The organism is Streptomyces sp. NPDC048560 (assembly GCF_040650955.1).
Taxonomy (GTDB): domain Bacteria; phylum Actinomycetota; class Actinomycetes; order Streptomycetales; family Streptomycetaceae; genus Streptomyces.
In genome coordinates this window covers 403,058-419,805 of the sequence record NZ_JBEZIJ010000001.1, presented here as the reverse complement: position 1 = coordinate 419,805, position 16,748 = coordinate 403,058, and the positions used below count along the sequence as shown (strand labels likewise).

Here is a 16,748-nt window from a genome sequence, read left to right as displayed (position 1 = left end):
AGACAGGGCTGACGGTGGTCCGGGGACCACCGTCAGCCGGCCCCGTGCCCTACCGCGTCACCGTCCGGCGGAAGTCGTCGAAGCGGGCCTCCACCTGCCAGCCGAGACGCCGGTAGAGGGCGAGCGCGGGCGCGTTGTCCGCGTCGACGGTCAGGACCATCGCCGTACGCCCCCGGCTCATGGACGCGTGCATCACCGACAGCAGGAGCAGGCTGCCCAGGCCGCGCTGCCGGGCCTGCGGCACGACACCGATCTGCCGTACGTACGCCGCCTGACGGCTTTGCGCCATGCGGTCGGTGATGTTCGCGAAGCCGACGGCCCTGCCGTCCGCCTCCAGGAGCGCGCACTGGGCCGGATCGACGCCCGGGTCGGTGCGCCACCACTCCAGCCAGGTGTCGAAGCCGTCCTCGCTCTTGCCCGCCTCCTCGGCGGCGAAGGCCCTGTTCTTCACCTCGTGGAACGTACGCAGGTCCTGCTCGCCGGCGAGCGGGCGCACCGCCGTGCCCGGCACGCGGGGCACCGGCGGGAGCCCGCCGTCCAGGGTGACCGCCATGCGGTGGTACGGATGGGGGGAGCCGAACCCGCGTGCGCGCAGGGCGTCGCGTGCGGCCTTCTCGCCCTCGGAGACGAAGCACGAGAGCTCGCCCTCGTCCCCGGCCAGGAGTGCGGCGCAGCGCCGCTCGGCGAAGTCCAGGAGCAGCGCCCCGTCGTCGACGGATGCGTCCGGCCCGAGCACCAGCTCCGCCGTCCACCCCGACACACCGGACGTACTGCTCACCCACACCGCGCCCACAGGGCTGCCGTCGGGGCCGGGCAGCAGCCTGCCCTCGCTCCGGGCGTCCAGGCCGGGCGCGGTCAGCCGGCCGGCGATCCAGGCGCGGGTCGTCTCGGCCCTGCCCAGCGCGGCGAGGTCGCGGTCCCGGGCGAGCTGCCAGACGGTGTCCGTGTGGGCGCACGGGTCGAGAGGGACGAGCGTCTCCCGGACCCGGCGGGCGGGGGCCGTCACCGGGCCGCGCCCGCGCCGCCCCTGTCCCGCCGGGGGAGGGAGTAGACGTAACTGACCGCCCGGCGCTCGTCGTCGGTGCGGTTGGGGGCCGAGGTGTGTGCGGTGAAGCCGCCGAACAGCACCGCCGATCCGGCGCGCCGGGGAAGCGTCACAGGGGTCAGCTCCGGCCACAGCCGCTTGATGTCCAGCGTGGGTTCACGCGGCGAGGCGAAGAGGTCGTCCTGGTCGATGCCGTCCGGCTTGTACGCGATCCGCTCCCGGTGCGAACCGGGCAGGAACTGCAGGCAGCCGTTGTCCTCGCGGGCGTCGTCCACCGCGATCCAGATGGTGTAGACGTCCTCGTACTTCTCGTAGAACTCCTCCTTGAGGAAGAGGGCGTCCTGGTGCCACGGCTTCTCCGAGCCGACCTGGGAGGGCTTCGCCCACAGGTAGGTGTTGTAGAAGTCGCCGGCGACCCCGTGCAGCGGCCTGACCAGCCCCTCGTTGAGGTTGATCATCTCCGGGACCGCGGCGAGCTCGGGGGAGTGCTCATGGGCCATGCCCACGACGCGTACCTTGCCCGGAATGCATTCCTTGCCCGCGGCGCGCGCGGCCCATCCGCCGCCCTCGCCGTCCGACTCCAGCTGCCATCCGAAGGTGCTGTAGCGCATGTCCTCGGTCCGCCGGATCAGATCCGAGCAGCCGCGGCGCATCAGGTCGAGGGCTGGTCCGGACACCAGGTCGTCGAGCTGGATGACGCCGCGCTCCTCCAGTTCGCCGGCGAGGTCCTCGATCGACGGGCTCAGGGGCATCGGCTCCACCTTTCTGTACGCGCACGGGTGTGCGGCGTCAAGAACTCTGTGTGTGACTCGACTATGTGCAAGCCGCCCGCGCACCGGCAACGGAACGGCCGCGGACGGTTCGGGACAGGCCCCAAATGGCATAGGGGACAACGGACTTGGTGGGCTCCGGAGGTGGTGCTGTGGCCTCTAGGGTGGAGTGACGCCACCGGGGAGCTGGAGGACGCACATGGGAGGAACGGCGACCGTCCCGGCGCTGATCGTGGACTGGGGCGGCGTGCTGACGCAGTCCTTCGGCGAGGCGGTCGCCGTGTGGGCCGCCGCCGAGGGAGTGGACGCAGGGGAGTTCGACGCGGTCCTGGGCAGGCTGCTGGGGCCCGGCGCGGTGCGGGACGGCGGGCCGAATCCCTTCCACCAGGTCGAGCGGGGCGAGCTGGCGGTGGCGGACTTCGAGTCCGCGCTGGCCGCGCTCCTGAGACGCACCGACGGGACGCCGGTGCCCGCGGAGGGCCTGGTCCAGCGCATGTTCGCGGCCTTCGCGATGGACCCGGTCATGACGGAGCTGCTGCGCCGGGTGCGTGGTGCCGGGGTCCCGGTCGCGTTGCTGTCCAACTCCTGGGGCCATCGTTACGACCGGGAGGGCTGGGACGAGCTGTTCGACGTGGTGGTGATCTCCACCGAGGTGGGGATGCGTAAGCCGGAGCCGGAGATCTTCCGGCACACCGCCCGCCTGCTGGACCGCCGTCCCGAGGAGTGCGTGTTCGTGGACGACCTGGGCCGCAACGTGCGCGCCGCGTCCGCGCTCGGTATGGCGACCGTCCACCACCGCACGGCGGCGGAGACCGAGGACGCCCTGGCCGGGCGGATATCCGGCCTGTCCTCGTTCGCCGGACCGGCCTGAACGGCAGACCGGTCCTCCCTGAACCGGCCGGCTCAGATGAAAGGCCGCGCCCTAAGCGCAGGCCGAGGCCCGGGGGGCCGCCTGGGCGCCGATCGGCTGCGCCGCCGCGATCCGCCGCATACGGCCCACCAGTTCGTCGAGCCGGCTCTCCGCCGGCCCCGTACAGTCCAGCAGCCGGCGAGCGGCGGCCGACAGCGAGGTGCCGCGCGCCGTGCTGTAGACGAGCGGCAGTCCGCAGCCCTTCTCCAGCCGGTGGATACGCCGGGTCAGGGCGGGCTGGGTGACCAGCAGGCTGGCGGCCGCGCGGTTCAGGCTGCCGATCCGGTCGATGGCCCGGAGCAGGTGCAGATGCTCCGCCTCGAAACGGTTGTCCGGGTCAGGACCGCCCCAGTGGAGTTCGGACAGCAGGACGGGCAGCGGTCCGCGGGCTCCGGGCGACGAGGCGTCGACCTCGGGCCTGGTCCGTATCGGCCGCCCCGGCCCCTCGGTGAGCGGAGGGAAGGAGGCGGAGGCGGCGTACAGCGGATTGCGTTTCGCCGCGCGCTGCGCGTAGCCGTACCGCAGCCAGGTGCACAGTTCGTGGGCGAGCGTCAGCGGTACGACGAGCGGGTCCACGGCCAGCGTGAGCCGGCGCACCAGCCGCTGGCGCAACGGCCGCAGTGTCAGGCTCAGTTCGTGTTCCGGCCCCGGGGAGAGCGGGGAGACCAGCGCCACGCCGTAGCCGCGGCCTACCAGCTCCAGGGCCGCGCTCTGCGAGCGGACCGTGAAGCTGACCCGGGGAGCGGGCGACAGGAGGGAGAAGGCCCAGCCCTGGTCGTCGCACGTGTCGCCGCCCACCGTGGCCACCCACTCCGCGTCGGCCAGGTCGTGCAGATCGAGCGCATCCCGCCGGGCGAGCGGATGGTCCCGGGGCAGCGCGACCCACTGGGGCTCGTCCACCACGGTGCGCACCAGCGCCTCGCCGCGCCGCAGCCCCGGCCTGCGCGTGGTCTCCCAGCCGCACGCGGCGTCGACCGCGTACCGCTCGAACCGCTGCCAGACGTCACGGCTGTCGCCCGGCACCACGTCGAACACCGCTTCGGGGAAACGATCCGCCAGATCACGGCTCATGCCGTAGGCCCGTTCCGTGCCCACCGCGAACTGCACGACAGGCAGCCGCTCCTCGGTATCGGCGCGGTGGTGGGACGTGGCCATCGCGAAGTCGATCGCGCCCACCAGCCGCCGCCCCGCGTGCAGCAGGGCGTGACCGGCCTCCGTGAGCTCGGTCCCCGTGGAACTGCGCGACACGAGCGGGGTGCGCAGCCGCCGCTCCAGTTTGATCAGACGGCGGCTCGCCGACGACTGCGTCATCCGGCCGCCCCGCTCCACCGCGTGCAGGCTCCCGTGGTCGGAGACAGCGTGCAGCAGGGCCACATCCGAACGTCGAAGATCGAACATCGAGCACTCCTCCCCCTCGGACCGGACCCGCCCAGCCGTCGTGGCAGGAGGGACGGCGCGGGCCTCGTGTGACGTACGTCTCGCCACGGTAAGGCCGTCCGAGGGCTCCGAGGGGCTGCCGTCAGGTAGTTGGCCGGATCGGAGGGGTTACCCGACCGGAGCTGATCGGAGCCTCCGGCTCCGGCCGCCCCGCGGTACGCGGGAACGCCAGCGCCGCGGCGACGCCCGCGCCGGCCAGAACGGTGGCCCCCACGAACACGGTCGTGTACGAGGAGGCGGCCGGATATCCGCGCGTGCTCGTGGTCACGGCCAGCACCATGAAACTGACCTGCACCCCGAAGGAACCGCCGAGGTTGCGGAGCACGCTGTTGATGCCGACGGTCACCGCCGTCGACCCGCTCGGCGAGGCGAGTGTGAGCAGCTCCGCCATGGCGCCGCCCAGCAGACCGGTGCCCAGCCCGGTCAGCGCCGTGCCCAGCGCCAGGCCGGTGGCGGTCCCCGTCATGAGGGCGAACACGGCGGGGGAGGCGGCGAACAGCAGGGTGCTCGTGATCATGACGGCCCGCGCCGTCATCAGGCCGGACTGCCGCAGGAAGCCCGACAGCAGCCCGCCGGTCACGGCGGCGACCTGCATCGGCAGCATCACCAGCACCGTGAGGGCGCCGTCGGCGGACAGCCCGTAGCCCGTCCAGCGGGGGGCGTCCGCGAGCACCGGGGCCAGGATGCCCGTCTGGAACATCACCAGACCGGTGAGCAGGCTCACCACGTTGAGGGTCCAGATCGGCCGCCGACCGAGCAGCCGGGTGTCGATCGCGGGCTGCGCCGCCCGCCGCTCCACCTGGACGAGCGCCACGCAGCCCGCCGCCCCGGTCACCAGCAGCAGCGCCCCGGTGGTGGAGCCGAGCCCTTCCTGGCCGTACCGGGTCAGGGCCAGCAGGAGACACGCGCTCACCGCGCTCAGCAGCAGCAGGCCGGGGATGTCCACCCGGGTCTCCGGTCTGCGCGGTGTCTCGGGGAGCACCGCGAGGCCCGCCACCAGCAGGGCGGCCGCCAGGACGCCCGCGGTGACGAACAGTCCCCGGAAGGCGGGGGCGCCGTCGCCCAGGACACCGACCAGCAGGATGCCGACCCCGCCGCCCGTCCCGAAGGCCGCGGACAGCACCCCGGAGGGGCCGGCCAGCGACTGCCCGGGAAACCCCTCCCGCAGCAGACCGATGGCGAGCGGGAAGAGCCCGGCCGCGACACCCTGCACCAGCCGGGCGACGAGCAGGACGGTGAAGGACTGCGCGGCGGCGGCCACGACGGCCGCCACCGCGACGACGGCGAGCACGGCGACGAGCACCACCCGCCGGCCGTAGAGGTCCCCGAGGCGCCCCACCACCGGGGTGGCGACGCAGCCGACCAGCAGATGCCCCGAGACGATCCACGCCGCGTCCGTACCTGACACGTCGAAGGCGTGCTGGATCTGCGGCAGCAGCGTGGCGACGCCCAGCTGAAGCAGTGAGAAGAGCCCGCAGGCCCCGGCCAGGACGGCCAGGGCCGCACGCCGCCCGGTGGACGGCGCGCGGTCGTGGGCCTCGCTCACCGCTGTTCGCCGGCCACCGGTTCGGCCAGCGACGTCACTTCGGCGGACTCGAAGCGGTGGCAGTAGTGGCCCATGCGGGAGACCGGGTAGCTGGTGCCGATCGCCGCCATGGTGAACGCCTTGAGGTCACCGGCCACCGGCTTGTAGCGCCCGTTCGCCCCGAAGCTCTGGTCGCCGTAGCCCACCCGTACCCGGCGCGGCTCCAGCGCGCCCCCGGAGAAGTAGCCGGGCCAGTCGTGCTCGTACTCCGCGGACTTGCCCCGGTCCGGGGAGTACTCCGGCCGCAGCATGACGTCCCGCTGGAACCGCAGCACGTCGTCCAGCCTGGAGTCCTGGTCGGGGTGCAGACCCAGGGTGCCGAGGTACTCCCGCAGTTCGGCGTGGAACCGGTCGAAGTCGCGGGCGATGCGGAGCCAGCCCCAGTTGTCGATGGTCCAGCCGCGGCGCTTGCCGTACGGGGCCAGGTCGGCGGCCATGTCGGGCTGGCTCGCGACCAGGTTGGCCAGCGGCAGGGCGGGGATGTCGATGTAGTCGTGGTAGAGACTGCGCATCCGCAGGTACAGGGCGCCGAGGACACTGTCCGGGCGGCCGGCGAAGTAGTTCTGCAGGCCCTCGTAGAAGCGGGTGTAGCCGATCTCGTGCTCCTGCCGCAGGAAGATCGACAGGTAGCGGGTGTAGCAGCCGTTGTGGAGGAACTGCACGGCCTGGATGAAGCTGAAGCACTCGACCCAGTCGGCGCGCGGCATGGCGTTGGTCTCCATGACCATCTGCACGGTCTCGGCCTCGTCGTCGGGCGTGCCGTCGCGCTCCACGTACATCCGCTTCGGGACCGTGCGCAGCCCGAACTGGGATATTTTCTCCGGCGTGTTGAGCGGCGCGTTGGGCAGAATGGCCAGCTCGTAGACCCGCAGGTCCTCGTGGTTGCCCGCCTCCAGCAGCGAGCCGATGCCGTCGCGGAACGAGCGCCCGGTCTCCAGGGGCAGGCCCAGGATCAGCTCGGTGTAGGTGTGGATGTTCTCCGCCGCGTACCGCTGCTGGAGCTTGCGGTAGTTGTCCAGGCCGATGTTCTTGCGGTCGATGGCCTCCAGGACGTCCATGTCGGTGCTCTGCATCGACAGCGTGGTGCCCATCAGCAGGTCGGCGTCGTGCCAGGTCTTGCTGATGTCGAAGACCCGGTCGTTGGAGTTCTTCGCGAAGTTGACCCGGACCTGCCGCGGGGCACCCAGTTCGGCCCGCGCGTCGGCCAGGGCGTGGGCGATCTCCAGATCGCGCGGCATGATGCCGAAGTTGGCGTCGCAGATGAACAGGTCCTCCACGTCGTGGCGGGCGAACCAGTCGATCTCGTCCTGCAGGCGCTCCTCCTCGAACTTGCGCAGTGTGCTCATCGTCGCCGAGCCCCAGTCGCAGAACGAGCAGGAGTACGGGCAGCCGCGGTTGGTCTCCCACAGGGCGTAGAAGCGCAGCCCCCGCTCACGGCAGGTGGCCACGGCCCCGTCCATCACCCCCAGCAGGTACGGACTCGGCGTGTCGATCAGCCGCGGCAGCCGTACGGCCTTCGGCCCGGCCACCGCCGCCACGCCGCTGCGCACCGACACGCCCGGCACCGTCGTGTAGTCCGGGCTCGTGGTCAGGCGCTCGGCGAGCAGTCCCCGGAAGGCCACCTCGCCCTCGCCGTGCGCCAGCACGTCCACGTACGGGTGCCGTTCGAAGAAGTCACCCGGCCGGTCCGGGACGTGTGGTCCTCCGGCCACCACCAGCACGTTCGGATGGCGCTGCTTGACCAGCCTCGCCACCTTCATCTGCCGGCGGAAGTTCCACACGTAGCAGGACAGGGCCAGGACGTCGGGCTCGACGATGCCGTCCGCCATCTCCTGGACCGGGGCCACCAGGAACACGGGCTCCTGGAAGTCGTACGCGGCGGCGATGTTCTCGTCCTGCTCCGCGTAGGTGCGCAGCAGGCCGGCCACCAGAGGCAGGAACGGGAACGCGTTGAGGCCGATGAAGTACACCTTGCGGCCGCGGCGGGGAAGTTCGGCGGACATGCTGGTCACGGCTCCTCGTGATCGGACGGTTCTCACTGCGGGCACGGGCCGGTCACTTCGTGCTGGGTACGCGTTCCGGTTCCCAGGGGCGCGACCAGTCCGCGCCGCCGCGGATGGCACGGAGCATCTCGTCGAAGGCGTTGTCGTCGGAGTAGTAGAAGACCGACGGGTCGGCGTCCGCGGTCACCCCGGGCGCGGAGCGGGCGCTCGCTCCGGCCAGCAGGTCGGCGAGCCGGTGGTAGAAGGTCTCCAGCGGCAGCCGGGTCGGGAAAAGGGCGTGGTAGCAGTCGAACAGCTCGGGATCGTCGCTGGTCAGCTGGGACCGGCTCTCGTCGTACAGATCAGTTCCGGGCAGCGGGGTCAGTACCGAGAAGCTCGGCATGTCGACCTGCAGTTCCTCCACGGTGTGGCTGAGCCGGGCGAAGTCCTCGTCCAGCCAGTTGGGCTGCACGATGAAGTTGGCCCGCACCTTGACCCCGTTGGCGTGGAACATGTCCAGGGCGCGGCGGGTCTGGCCCGGGTCGGTGCCCTTGCGGTAGCCGGACAGTTCGTCGTCGGTCATCGACTCCGCGCCGACCAGCACCGAGTCCAGGCCGACCTCGGCCCAGCGGGCGATCACATCGGGCCTGCGCAGTGCCGTGTCGGTCCGTATGTACATGTGGAACCGCTTGCGGAAGCCTGCCTTGTCGATGGCGTCGGCGAGCTCCAGCATCCGGCCGGGCTGGATGAACGCCTCGTCGTCCACGACGTACAGGTTCTGGCCTTCGATGTCCGCGATCTCCGCGAGCACCCGGTCGATGTCCTTCACCAGGTAGCGCCGGTCGGTCATCCGCCACAGCGAACAGAACTTGCACGTGTACGGACAGCCCGCGGTGAAGCGGATCAGCGACACCGGGCGGTACACCGAGTGGAAGTAGTCACCGCGGTGGTGGGAGAGCAGCGAACGGTCGGGCATCGGAAGGTTGTTGAGCGCCGCCGGCTTGGGCCGCTTGTCGCGCTCCAGGCCGGTGCGGGCGTCGTACGGGGCGAGGCCCGGCACGGGCGAGGGATAACGCCCGGCCTCCAGCTCGGAGGCCAGATGACTGAGCGCGGCGCCTCCCTCACCGGCGACGATCCAGTCGGCCGAGAAGCCGTTCAGCCACTCCGCCGACACGGTCGGATGATGGCCGCCCAGCACGACCGGCACATCCGGCCACAGCCGACGGGCCTCCCGGCTCACCTCCCGCGAGACGTGCACGCTGGTCGTGTACGGGATGGCCACGCCGATCAGGTCGGGGGGCTCGTGCGTCTGCGCGTACGTCTCCAGCGACGGGTCCAGCCGCAGATCGTGGATGGTCACGTCGTGGTCGCCGCGCAGCGCGCCGCCGAGATACTCCAGCGGCAGCGGTTCGCAACAGCTCAGCCGGTCACTGAGGAGGGCCCGTTCGTTACGAGGCCACACCAGCAAGACCCTCATCGAGTCCCTCCCTTTCGTTGGTCCCGTCGCCTGTGCCGGTGCCCCGGGCCGACGGCCCGTCCTGGCAGAAGACGGAGGTCGCGACAGCGCGCAGCCGCTCCGACTGGGCGCGGGCGTCGTCGTCGCCGAGGGCGGCGGCGAACATCCGGCTCATGGCGGTGCCTTCGTGGATGCCCCGCTTGGGCCGCCAGGCCACCTCCGCGGGCAGGACCTCGGCCGCCGCACTGCGCAGCACCCACTTTGCCGTGCCCTCACGGACCTTGAGCCGGCCCCGGATGCCCAGCGCGGTCGCCATCACCTCACGCGTCCAGTACGGGTAGCGGACGACGATGTCGCGGGCGTCGGCGAAGGCGGGGCCGAACTCGTTGCTCCGGGCGGTCGCCGCGGTCTGCGCCACCACCGCACGCTCGATGTCCGCCTCGCCGCCGGTGCCGCCGAGCCCGGCGAACAGCAGGTCGGCGCCGTAACCGGAGAGCAGGACCTGACGCCGGCCGGACGCCATGGAGTTGAGCAGGAAGCAGGCGGGCGCGGCGATCTGGAGGGTCAGCAGGTCCCAGGTCTCCAGCGCGCGGATCATGCCGGGGAGCAGTTCCGAAAGCTGTTCGGGGCCGAACATCAGCTCGTGGTGCTTGCTCCCCAGGCGCTCCGCGAACCATGCGGCCTGCTCGAACTCGTCGCCGAACGGAGTGCCCACGGTGTACGTGTGCAGCTCCGCGCCGGAGGTCTCCCGGGCGGCCAGGGCCGCGACCGTCGAGGAGTCCACACCGCCGCTCAGCATGACCCCCATCTCGTCCACTCCGGCGGCCAGCCGGCCCACCGCGCCGCGCAGCGCCTCACGGACGGCGGCCACCGCCTCCTGGGGGTCGGTCGTCACCGGCCTGTCCGGCAGTCCGCGCACCTGACGGGTGGCGACCGGATCGGTACCGTACGCGTCCACGGCCAGCGTCACCGCACAGTCGGCCGGAACCGCAGTCACCCCCGCGAAGCGTCCGCCCGGCAGCAGCGACCGGGCCGCGCCGCCGAGCACCGGGGTCCCGGCAAGCAGCGGCAGCACCGCTCCGGCCGAGGTGGATATCAGCAGGGTGTCGTCGGCGCCGCGCGCGTAGTGCAGCGGGCAGGTGGCGCCCACGTCGCTCCACAGGGTGGCCCGGCCGCCGCGCACCAGCACGGCGCAGAAGCGCGCGTGGGTCCGCTCGGTCCAGGACAGCAGTTCGTCGAGAGGCGCGTGGACCGGCGGGGCCTCCTCGGTCAGCCGGTCACCGTGCACGACGAGCGCGTCCGCGCCGTCGCGCACCACCAGGGTGCCAAGTCCGTGACCCGTGCCCAGGGCCCGGAACTCCACGAGCCCCGCGTGGCAGCGCAACAGGAAACCGGCCATGTCAGTACACCCCTTCGACGCGTCGTCCTTCGGTGAATTCGGGGGAGTACGGGTCTCCCAGCCAAGGCCAGGGGTAGCGCTCGGCGGCCACCCCGTACGGGCGCACCCGGCGGGCCCGGTCACGCTCCAGGAAGCCGGGCACCAGCGCGTCGTCGGTGAGCCGCCAGACCCGCACCCGGCCCTCCTCGCCGTACGGCACCTCGGCGCCGTGCTCGTCGATGACGTCCAGCGCGACGTGCGGCCGGCAGGGGACGTAGACCACCCGGTGGCCGTCCTCGGCCTCGAACGGCTTCTGCCAGTTGATGCCGGTGGTCGAGGTGCCGTACATGCCGACGACCGGCACCCCCGGGAAGACCTCCTCGCGCAACTGGCGGTGGGCGTCGGGCTCCATCGTCGTACCGGCGTGCACGATGGCCCGTACCCCGGCCAGCGGCTCGGTGCCCAGCCGCTCGGGCAGCATGTCCAGCAGCCGCGAGGTGCAGAAGACGACCCCGATGTCCTGCGCCCGGACCACTTCCTCCACCTGGTCCCAGATGTGCTGGACGTACCGGTCGTACGCGGCCGTCATGCCCTCCTCGCCGAAGATCTTCACGATCCGGGGGTCGAGGTCGATCGAGAAGCACATGCCGCCCCGGCGCTCCGCGAACGCGACGACGAGCCGGCCGGTGGTGTGGGGTCCCATCGGCCCGATGAACAGCCAGTTGGTGTTCCTCGGCACTCCGTGCAGATCCAGGAACTCGTCCGAGAACTCCAGGATGTCCGCCCAGTACCGGGCGCCCCAGGTGCCGTGCTTGGCGGGTCCGGTGGTGCCGCCCGTCTGCGCGGCCCACAGCGCGCCGCCCTCGGCGAGCACCGACCGGGGGACGAAGTTCTCCAGCGGGGTCCGCCGGGACGCCTCCTCGTAGTGCATCTGGTCGGCGCCCTCCGTCAGCCCGAGCAGGGTGACCGCGTCATGGAGACCGTGCACCTTCTCCAGGGCGTTGGTGCCAAGGCGCCGGTCCCGCTCCAGCCAGTAGGGGGTGCCATGCCGGGGGTCTAGGTGGAGGCGGACGGTCCGGCGGACGTCGTCGTCGGTGATCGGACGGAGCACCGACTCGCTCGGCCTTGGCATGGCGGTTCCCTCTTCTCTGAAGCTTTTCCTGCCGCCGGTCACGCGGAGGTGCCCGGCAGAAACGCCTTCTTCTTGAACAGGAAGTCGGCCAGATACCCCTCGTGCGGATCGAGGGGGTCGTAGCCGCGGTCGAAGTCCTCGCCGCCGAAGACCTTGTCGACGCCCGGCTCCTCCGCGAGCGCCCTGACCAGCCCGCCCGCCTCCCCGAGCACGGACACGATCAGCGAACCCGCGCAGGCCGCGACCGCCTTGGAGCGGGGCACGTGTGCCACCGCGGTGAACGGGAACGGCAGTTCCGTACCGAACAGCGGTGAACCCGCGTCCAGCAGCAGGACCGTGGGGCGCAGATACGCCACCCCGTCGATGTCCACCCGCAGCGGCACCCCGGTGGCGGCCTCGGTGACATCGACCGCACCCGCCGCGATCTCCCGCTCGACGCGGGTCGCCAGCGCGTCCCGCACGGCACGGTCCGGGAAGGCCGGCACCGAGGCCGTCGGGTCGTCGAGCGGCAGCACCGGACGGGCCGAGAACTCCCGTGCGAGCCGCCCCGCGGCCTCCTCGGCGTCGCCGAGCACGACCAGGGAACTGATGTTGGTGCACAGCCGGCCGCACCCCGCGAACGCCTCCCGCGCCAGCCGCTCCCAGGCGCCCTCGGGAACGCCGTCGCCGACGAGCGCCCTGCTGCGGCCGTAGTGGTACGTCTTGACCTTCCCCGGCGGCAGGTCGGCGGGTACGTCCTCGCCGGGCCACAGCACCTGGTCGGCCAGCCGGCGCAGGGCGGGCGCGTCGCCGTGCACCAGCGACAGCGCGTTGTCCGGCAGGCCGGCGGCGTACAGCGCCTCGGTGACCAGCACGGCGGTGAACGGGTCCCTGGCGGAGGTGCTCAGCAGCACCGGGCGGCGCGCGGCCAGCGCCTGCATCCACTCGACGCCGATGGTGGGGAAGTTGTCGGGCACCCGCACATGCACGGATCGCCCGGCCGGCCGCCAGCTCCACCGAGGGTCGACGCCACCGGTCCGGTACGCGCGGAGCGTCCCGTCCGGCGACTGCGCGGCAAGGATCTCCTCCATCCGGCCCAGGTCGCCCGCGACCGTACGGACCCCGCGCTCGGCCCGGCGCAGCGGCAGGCCCGTCGCCGCCGAGAGCGCCCGCAGCCACGGGGCGAGCTCGCCGCCGTCCAGCCGGGCGGTGAGCCGCCCGGCCGCGGCGCGCAGCAGCCCGAACCAGGCGTCGTCGTCGATCCCGCGCAGGACCCGGGCCGTCTTCTCGGCCTCCTGCGCCATCCCGAACTGCACCAGCCGCCCGGCGTTGCCGAGCCGGGCCAGAGGCCGCCCGGCACCGTCGTCCAGCTGTCCCGGCCGTGCCGACATCACCGGGCGCGAGCCCGAGTAGGCCGGGACGTCCAGGATGCCCGCAGAGCCCGGGACAGCCGGGGAGGCCGTCCCGGCCGCTGTCGTGAGCATCGTCACTGGACCTCCGGGACCAGGGCCGCGGGCTCCTTGGCCATCGGTGCGCCACCGTCCATCAGACCGAGGCGCGTCTGCACGGTCTTGAGGTTGGCGAGGAAGGCGATGCGCTTGTACTGGCCGTCCTTACGGGTCGGGGTCATGTCGTCGTAGAGCTTCCACAGCTCGTCGATCGAGGCCCCCGGGCTGGACGTCACCGGGACGTGCCCGGTGTAGCAGTCGGTGTCGCTGGTCTCGACCGTGAACTCGACCCGCTTCGCCATGTCCTTCTCCAGGTCCGCGTGGAACGGGACGAAGAAGCAGGGGGACACGATGTCGTGGGGGTTCTCGCCGAGCCGGGCCTGCAGCCAGGTGATGGTGGAGCGCATCGCCTCGTCGGTCTCACCGGGGATGCCCAGGATCATGGTGGCCTGCGTGCCGATCCCGGCCTTGCCCAGGGAGTCCAGGGCGCGTTCGGTCACCGCGACCTTGACCGGCCGGCCCAGGCGTTTGAGCAGCGACCAGTCCAGCGTCTCCACGCCCACCAGCAGCCTGAAGCAGCCGGATTTGCGCAGCATCTTGGCCATGTCGTCGTCGATCAGGTCGGGCCTGGCCTTGGCCTCCCACTCGAACTTGCCCTGCAGACCGGAGTCCTCGATGGCCTGGCACAGCTCCTGCATACGCGGGACGTCCTCGACGAAGTCGTCGTCCTCGATCCGGATGCGGTCGAAACCGTGCACCTCGACGAGTTCGCGTATCTCCGCCAGGACCCGGCCCGCGCTGTGCCTGCGCTGGCCTACACCCCACTGGTGTTTGGAGTAGCAGTAGGCGCAGGCGTACGAGCAGCCCCGGGCGGTGACGACGTTGCCGGCCCGGCCGCGGGAGATCGTCCGGTACCGCTCCATGTCGGCCAGGTCGCGGGCCGGCATGGGCAGCTTGTCCAGGCGCATCACCTGGGGGGCGGCGGCCGTCTCGACGACCTTGCCTTCGTCGTCACGGAAGACGATCCCGCGCACCTTGTGGAAGTTCTTGCGGCCGTTGTTGCCGAACTCGTGCACCAGGTGCGAGAAGGTGACCTCGCCCTCGCCCTTGACGACGACGTCGGCCGAGCCGTCCTCGACCAGCTGGCGGGCCAGCGGCGTCGCGCCGACACCGCCGAGCACGGTCAGTGCCCGCGGGTGGTGGTGCCTGACCTCGGAGGCGAGCTTGATGCCGTTCTTGAGGCTGGACGTCAGCACCTGGATGCCGACGATGTCCGGACTGAACCCCCGCAGCGGCTCGTTGGGCGTGGCGAGCGGCCGTTGCAGGACGAATATCTGGTCGTCGATGAAGTGGACGTCGGTACCGGCGGTGTCGTGGAAGGTGCCCTCACGCAGTACGGCGGCCAGGGACAGCAGCCCCAACTGTGGCGCGGAGATCGACTCCCCCGAGTACGCCGACCGGCGAGCGTTCACGAGAAGAACTTGCATGCTTGTCTGCCTCCTGCGAGTGGACGGTCATCAGGCGCGGCCGGTGACCGCCCGCGGCCCGCGTGCAAACGGGGCCCGGGGGCCTGCGAACGTGTGGTGCGTTCGGCCCGCGCGTCACACGGTGGGCCTGCTCCGGTCGTCGGCGGTGATCGGGGACTGGGGGATGGCCGCCGGGTGTCGGGACCGGCGGGACGGCGTGCCCGGAGAGGACTCCGGTCGATCGGCTGCGGTGCTGGAAGAGCTGGGCCGGACTGCACGTGTGCTCCAGGTCACCACGGCCCCCAGGCGCCGTCCAATGCCTTTAACGGGTCGCCTCCGCACTGCCGTGGCATGGGCGCCGGACCCGCCTTCGGCCATGCCTTCGGCGCATCACGGTGATGCGCCGAGGGCTGCTGTGCCGGGTGCCGGCTCTGTGGCAGCATCGCTGCGGAGTCCAGCAGCTCGAAGTGACCCTGCACGCGCTCCGGAGAGGTACCGATGACCGCTTTCCAGCGACCGGCCGACGCAGCGGACGTGACGACGGTGACGTCGGACCCCGAGGCTGACCGCGAGACGTTCGAGCGGGACGGAGTGATCCGCTGGGACAACGTCCTGACGCCCTCCCAGGTGATCGCGCTCCGCGCCTCCATGGAACGGGCGTTCTTCGCGGAGGGCGACAAGCCCGCCGAAGGCGTCCTCGACCTGTCCGAGACGACGGAGCGGCCGAGCGAGAGGGCGCTGCTCCAGAAGATAGGCATCTGGCAGAACGACCCCGTGTGCGAGGAGCAGATCCGCCGCCCCGACCTGGTGCCCCGGGTGGAGGCCCTGCTCGGCGGGCCGGTACGGCTCTTCCGCGACCACTCCTTCTACAAGCCCGCGGGCAAGGGCGAGCGCAGCCGTCTGGTGCTGCACCAGGACAACCGGTACTGGCACCTGGACCCGCCGGACGCCGTCACCATCTGGATGGCCCTGGACGACGCCACCACGGAGAACGGCTGCGTGCACTACGTGAAGGGCACCCACCGCCTGGGCCGGGTCGAGCACATACGCCCGGAGGAGGGCGCCGTCCTCGTCGAAGCCGTGACGGACCAGGAGACGGTCCCGTACCCCATCCCGGCGGGCAGTGCCCTGGTGCACCACATCAACACCCTGCACGGTTCGGGCCCCAACCTCACCGACCGGCCCAGGCGCGCGTATTCGCTCGTCTTCGTGCGGGCCGACACCACGGTGCGCGGCCGGCCGATGACCGACTACCCGCTCGCCGCCGACCTCATCCGGTGAGCCGTTCGATGTCCGAAACCGCCGACACGCCCACCGGTCTCCACCCGGACACGTACGAGACGATCCTGTTCGAACGTGCCGACGGCATTGCCTGGGTCACCCTCAACCGGCCCGAGAGGCTCAACGCCACCACCGAGCGGATGCACCACGAGCTCATCGACGCGTTCGAGCGAGTGGCGGACGACGGGATCACCAAGGTGCTGGTCTTCACCGGCGCCGGTGACCGGGCCTTCTGCATCGGCAGCGATCTGGCGTTCCTGGGCGAGGTGCTGGCCGGCGACAAGGGCGACACCGAGATGTTCGAGGTCTACCTGGCGCGGATGAACCGGGTGGCGTTCGCCCTGGAGCGACTGCCCATGCCGACCATCGCGATGGTGCAGGCCAAGGCACGGGCGGGCGGTTTCGAGCTCGCCATGTGCTGCGACCTGGTGCTCATCTCGGAGGAGGCGCGGATCGGTGACGTCCACACGCCGTACGGCCACATGCCGGGCGCCGGCGCCTCCCACCGCGCGGTCCGCAAGATGGGTCTCCAGCCCGCGATGGAGATGCTGCTGACCGGCCGTTGGCTGTCGGCCGCCGAGGCCGTGTCGACGGGTCTCGCCCTGCGTGCGGTGCCCAAGGACCGGCTGCGCGAGGAGACCACGGCACTCGCCGCCACACTGGCCGCGATGCCGGGCGACTGCGTGCGCCATCTCAAGGCCGCCGTCATGGGCGGACTCGGGGTCTCCGTGGAGGAGGCCGTCGCGGTGGAGACACGTGAGTACCTCGCGCTGATGCGCGGCTCCACCGGACCGGTCGACGGATTCCGCGAGGGCCGGCGCGAGCGGGCGGCCCGCCGCGGGGAGGCAGGCTGACCCCGCACAACTCGCCGCGGGGACG

The 16,748-nt window shown here is 71.7% G+C and carries 13 protein-coding genes; 3 read left to right on the top strand and 10 right to left on the bottom strand.

Annotated elements, in window-relative coordinates; genetic code table 11:
• Positions 1-49: 49 nt before the first annotated feature.
• Together AB0C82_RS01760 and AB0C82_RS01755 are read right to left on the bottom strand one after the other, a co-directional pair.
• Entirely contained in the window at positions 50-1,006 is a 957-nt protein-coding gene (locus AB0C82_RS01760) for a GNAT family N-acetyltransferase (protein WP_362835231.1), read from the bottom strand.
• A complete protein-coding gene (locus AB0C82_RS01755; protein ID WP_362835229.1) occupies positions 1,003-1,797 on the bottom strand; it encodes a phytanoyl-CoA dioxygenase family protein in 795 nt (264 codons plus the stop codon). The genes AB0C82_RS01760 and AB0C82_RS01755 overlap by 4 nt, the downstream gene beginning before the upstream one ends.
• 217 nt (positions 1,798-2,014) lie before the next feature.
• Here AB0C82_RS01755 and AB0C82_RS01750 point away from each other — a divergent pair, with 217 nt between their 5' ends.
• A complete protein-coding gene (locus AB0C82_RS01750; protein WP_362835227.1) occupies positions 2,015-2,686 on the top strand; it encodes an HAD family phosphatase in 672 nt (223 codons plus the stop codon).
• 51 nt (positions 2,687-2,737) lie between these two features.
• Here the strand turns inward: AB0C82_RS01750 and AB0C82_RS01745 are convergent, their stop codons facing one another.
• From AB0C82_RS01745 to AB0C82_RS01710, 8 genes are all read right to left on the bottom strand, one after another.
• Positions 2,738-4,123: a LysR family transcriptional regulator gene (locus AB0C82_RS01745; protein ID WP_362835225.1), complete on the bottom strand. Its 1,386-nt coding sequence runs from the start codon at positions 4,121-4,123 to the stop codon at positions 2,738-2,740.
• A gap of 121 nt (positions 4,124-4,244) precedes the next feature.
• Positions 4,245-5,708 (bottom strand): MFS transporter, encoded by a 1,464-nt coding sequence (locus AB0C82_RS01740; RefSeq protein ID WP_362835223.1) that lies wholly within the window; start codon positions 5,706-5,708, stop codon positions 4,245-4,247.
• Positions 5,705-7,750 carry a cobalamin-dependent protein gene (locus tag AB0C82_RS01735; RefSeq protein ID WP_362836973.1) on the bottom strand — a complete coding sequence of 682 codons (2,046 nt, stop codon included), beginning with the start codon at positions 7,748-7,750 and terminating at the stop codon, positions 5,705-5,707. The genes AB0C82_RS01740 and AB0C82_RS01735 overlap by 4 nt, the downstream gene beginning before the upstream one ends.
• A 52-nt stretch (positions 7,751-7,802) precedes the next feature.
• Positions 7,803-9,206, bottom strand: coding sequence for a radical SAM protein (locus AB0C82_RS01730; protein ID WP_362835221.1), 1,404 nt, complete (start codon positions 9,204-9,206; stop codon positions 7,803-7,805).
• The gene (locus AB0C82_RS01725) at positions 9,178-10,584 is read right to left on the bottom strand and encodes an asparagine synthase C-terminal domain-containing protein (RefSeq protein WP_362835219.1); all 1,407 of its coding nucleotides are present in this window, start codon (positions 10,582-10,584) and stop codon (positions 9,178-9,180) included. The genes AB0C82_RS01730 and AB0C82_RS01725 overlap by 29 nt, the downstream gene beginning before the upstream one ends.
• 1 nt (position 10,585) lies before the next feature.
• A complete protein-coding gene (locus AB0C82_RS01720; RefSeq protein ID WP_362835217.1) occupies positions 10,586-11,695 on the bottom strand; it encodes an AMP-binding protein in 1,110 nt (369 codons plus the stop codon).
• A gap of 38 nt (positions 11,696-11,733) precedes the next feature.
• Positions 11,734-13,158, bottom strand: a complete 1,425-nt coding sequence (locus AB0C82_RS01715; RefSeq protein ID WP_362835215.1) for an aldehyde dehydrogenase family protein — start codon at positions 13,156-13,158, stop codon at positions 11,734-11,736.
• Positions 13,159-13,160: 2 nt separating this feature from the next.
• The gene (locus AB0C82_RS01710; RefSeq protein ID WP_362835213.1) at positions 13,161-14,609 is read right to left on the bottom strand and encodes a radical SAM protein; all 1,449 of its coding nucleotides are present in this window, start codon (positions 14,607-14,609) and stop codon (positions 13,161-13,163) included.
• A gap of 477 nt (positions 14,610-15,086) precedes the next feature.
• Here AB0C82_RS01710 and AB0C82_RS01705 point away from each other — a divergent pair, with 477 nt between their 5' ends.
• A complete protein-coding gene (locus tag AB0C82_RS01705) occupies positions 15,087-15,869 on the top strand; it encodes a phytanoyl-CoA dioxygenase family protein (RefSeq protein WP_362835211.1) in 783 nt (260 codons plus the stop codon).
• 8 nt (positions 15,870-15,877) lie between these two features.
• Complete coding sequence (locus tag AB0C82_RS01700; RefSeq protein WP_362835209.1) at positions 15,878-16,723, top strand: enoyl-CoA hydratase/isomerase family protein; 846 nt, start codon at positions 15,878-15,880, stop codon at positions 16,721-16,723.
• Positions 16,724-16,748: the final 25 nt, after the last annotated feature.

What these genes read in the sequence shown, in the direction of transcription:
- AB0C82_RS01755 (WP_362835229.1), bottom strand. Translation starts at nt 1,797, where the DNA reads ATGCCCCTGAGCCCGTCGATCGAGGACCTCGCCGGCGAACTGGAGGAG.
- AB0C82_RS01750 (WP_362835227.1), top strand. Translation starts at nt 2,015, where the DNA reads ATGGGAGGAACGGCGACCGTCCCGGCGCTGATCGTGGACTGGGGCGGC.
- AB0C82_RS01745 (WP_362835225.1), bottom strand. Translation starts at nt 4,123, where the DNA reads ATGTTCGATCTTCGACGTTCGGATGTGGCCCTGCTGCACGCTGTCTCC.
- AB0C82_RS01735 (WP_362836973.1), bottom strand. Translation starts at nt 7,750, where the DNA reads ATGTCCGCCGAACTTCCCCGCCGCGGCCGCAAGGTGTACTTCATCGGC.
- AB0C82_RS01730 (WP_362835221.1), bottom strand. Translation starts at nt 9,206, where the DNA reads ATGAGGGTCTTGCTGGTGTGGCCTCGTAACGAACGGGCCCTCCTCAGT.
- AB0C82_RS01725 (WP_362835219.1), bottom strand. Translation starts at nt 10,584, where the DNA reads ATGGCCGGTTTCCTGTTGCGCTGCCACGCGGGGCTCGTGGAGTTCCGG.
- AB0C82_RS01720 (WP_362835217.1), bottom strand. Translation starts at nt 11,695, where the DNA reads ATGCCAAGGCCGAGCGAGTCGGTGCTCCGTCCGATCACCGACGACGAC.
- AB0C82_RS01715 (WP_362835215.1), bottom strand. Translation starts at nt 13,158, where the DNA reads ATGCTCACGACAGCGGCCGGGACGGCCTCCCCGGCTGTCCCGGGCTCT.
- AB0C82_RS01710 (WP_362835213.1), bottom strand. Translation starts at nt 14,609, where the DNA reads ATGCAAGTTCTTCTCGTGAACGCTCGCCGGTCGGCGTACTCGGGGGAG.
- AB0C82_RS01705 (WP_362835211.1), top strand. Translation starts at nt 15,087, where the DNA reads ATGACCGCTTTCCAGCGACCGGCCGACGCAGCGGACGTGACGACGGTG.
- AB0C82_RS01700 (WP_362835209.1), top strand. Translation starts at nt 15,878, where the DNA reads ATGTCCGAAACCGCCGACACGCCCACCGGTCTCCACCCGGACACGTAC.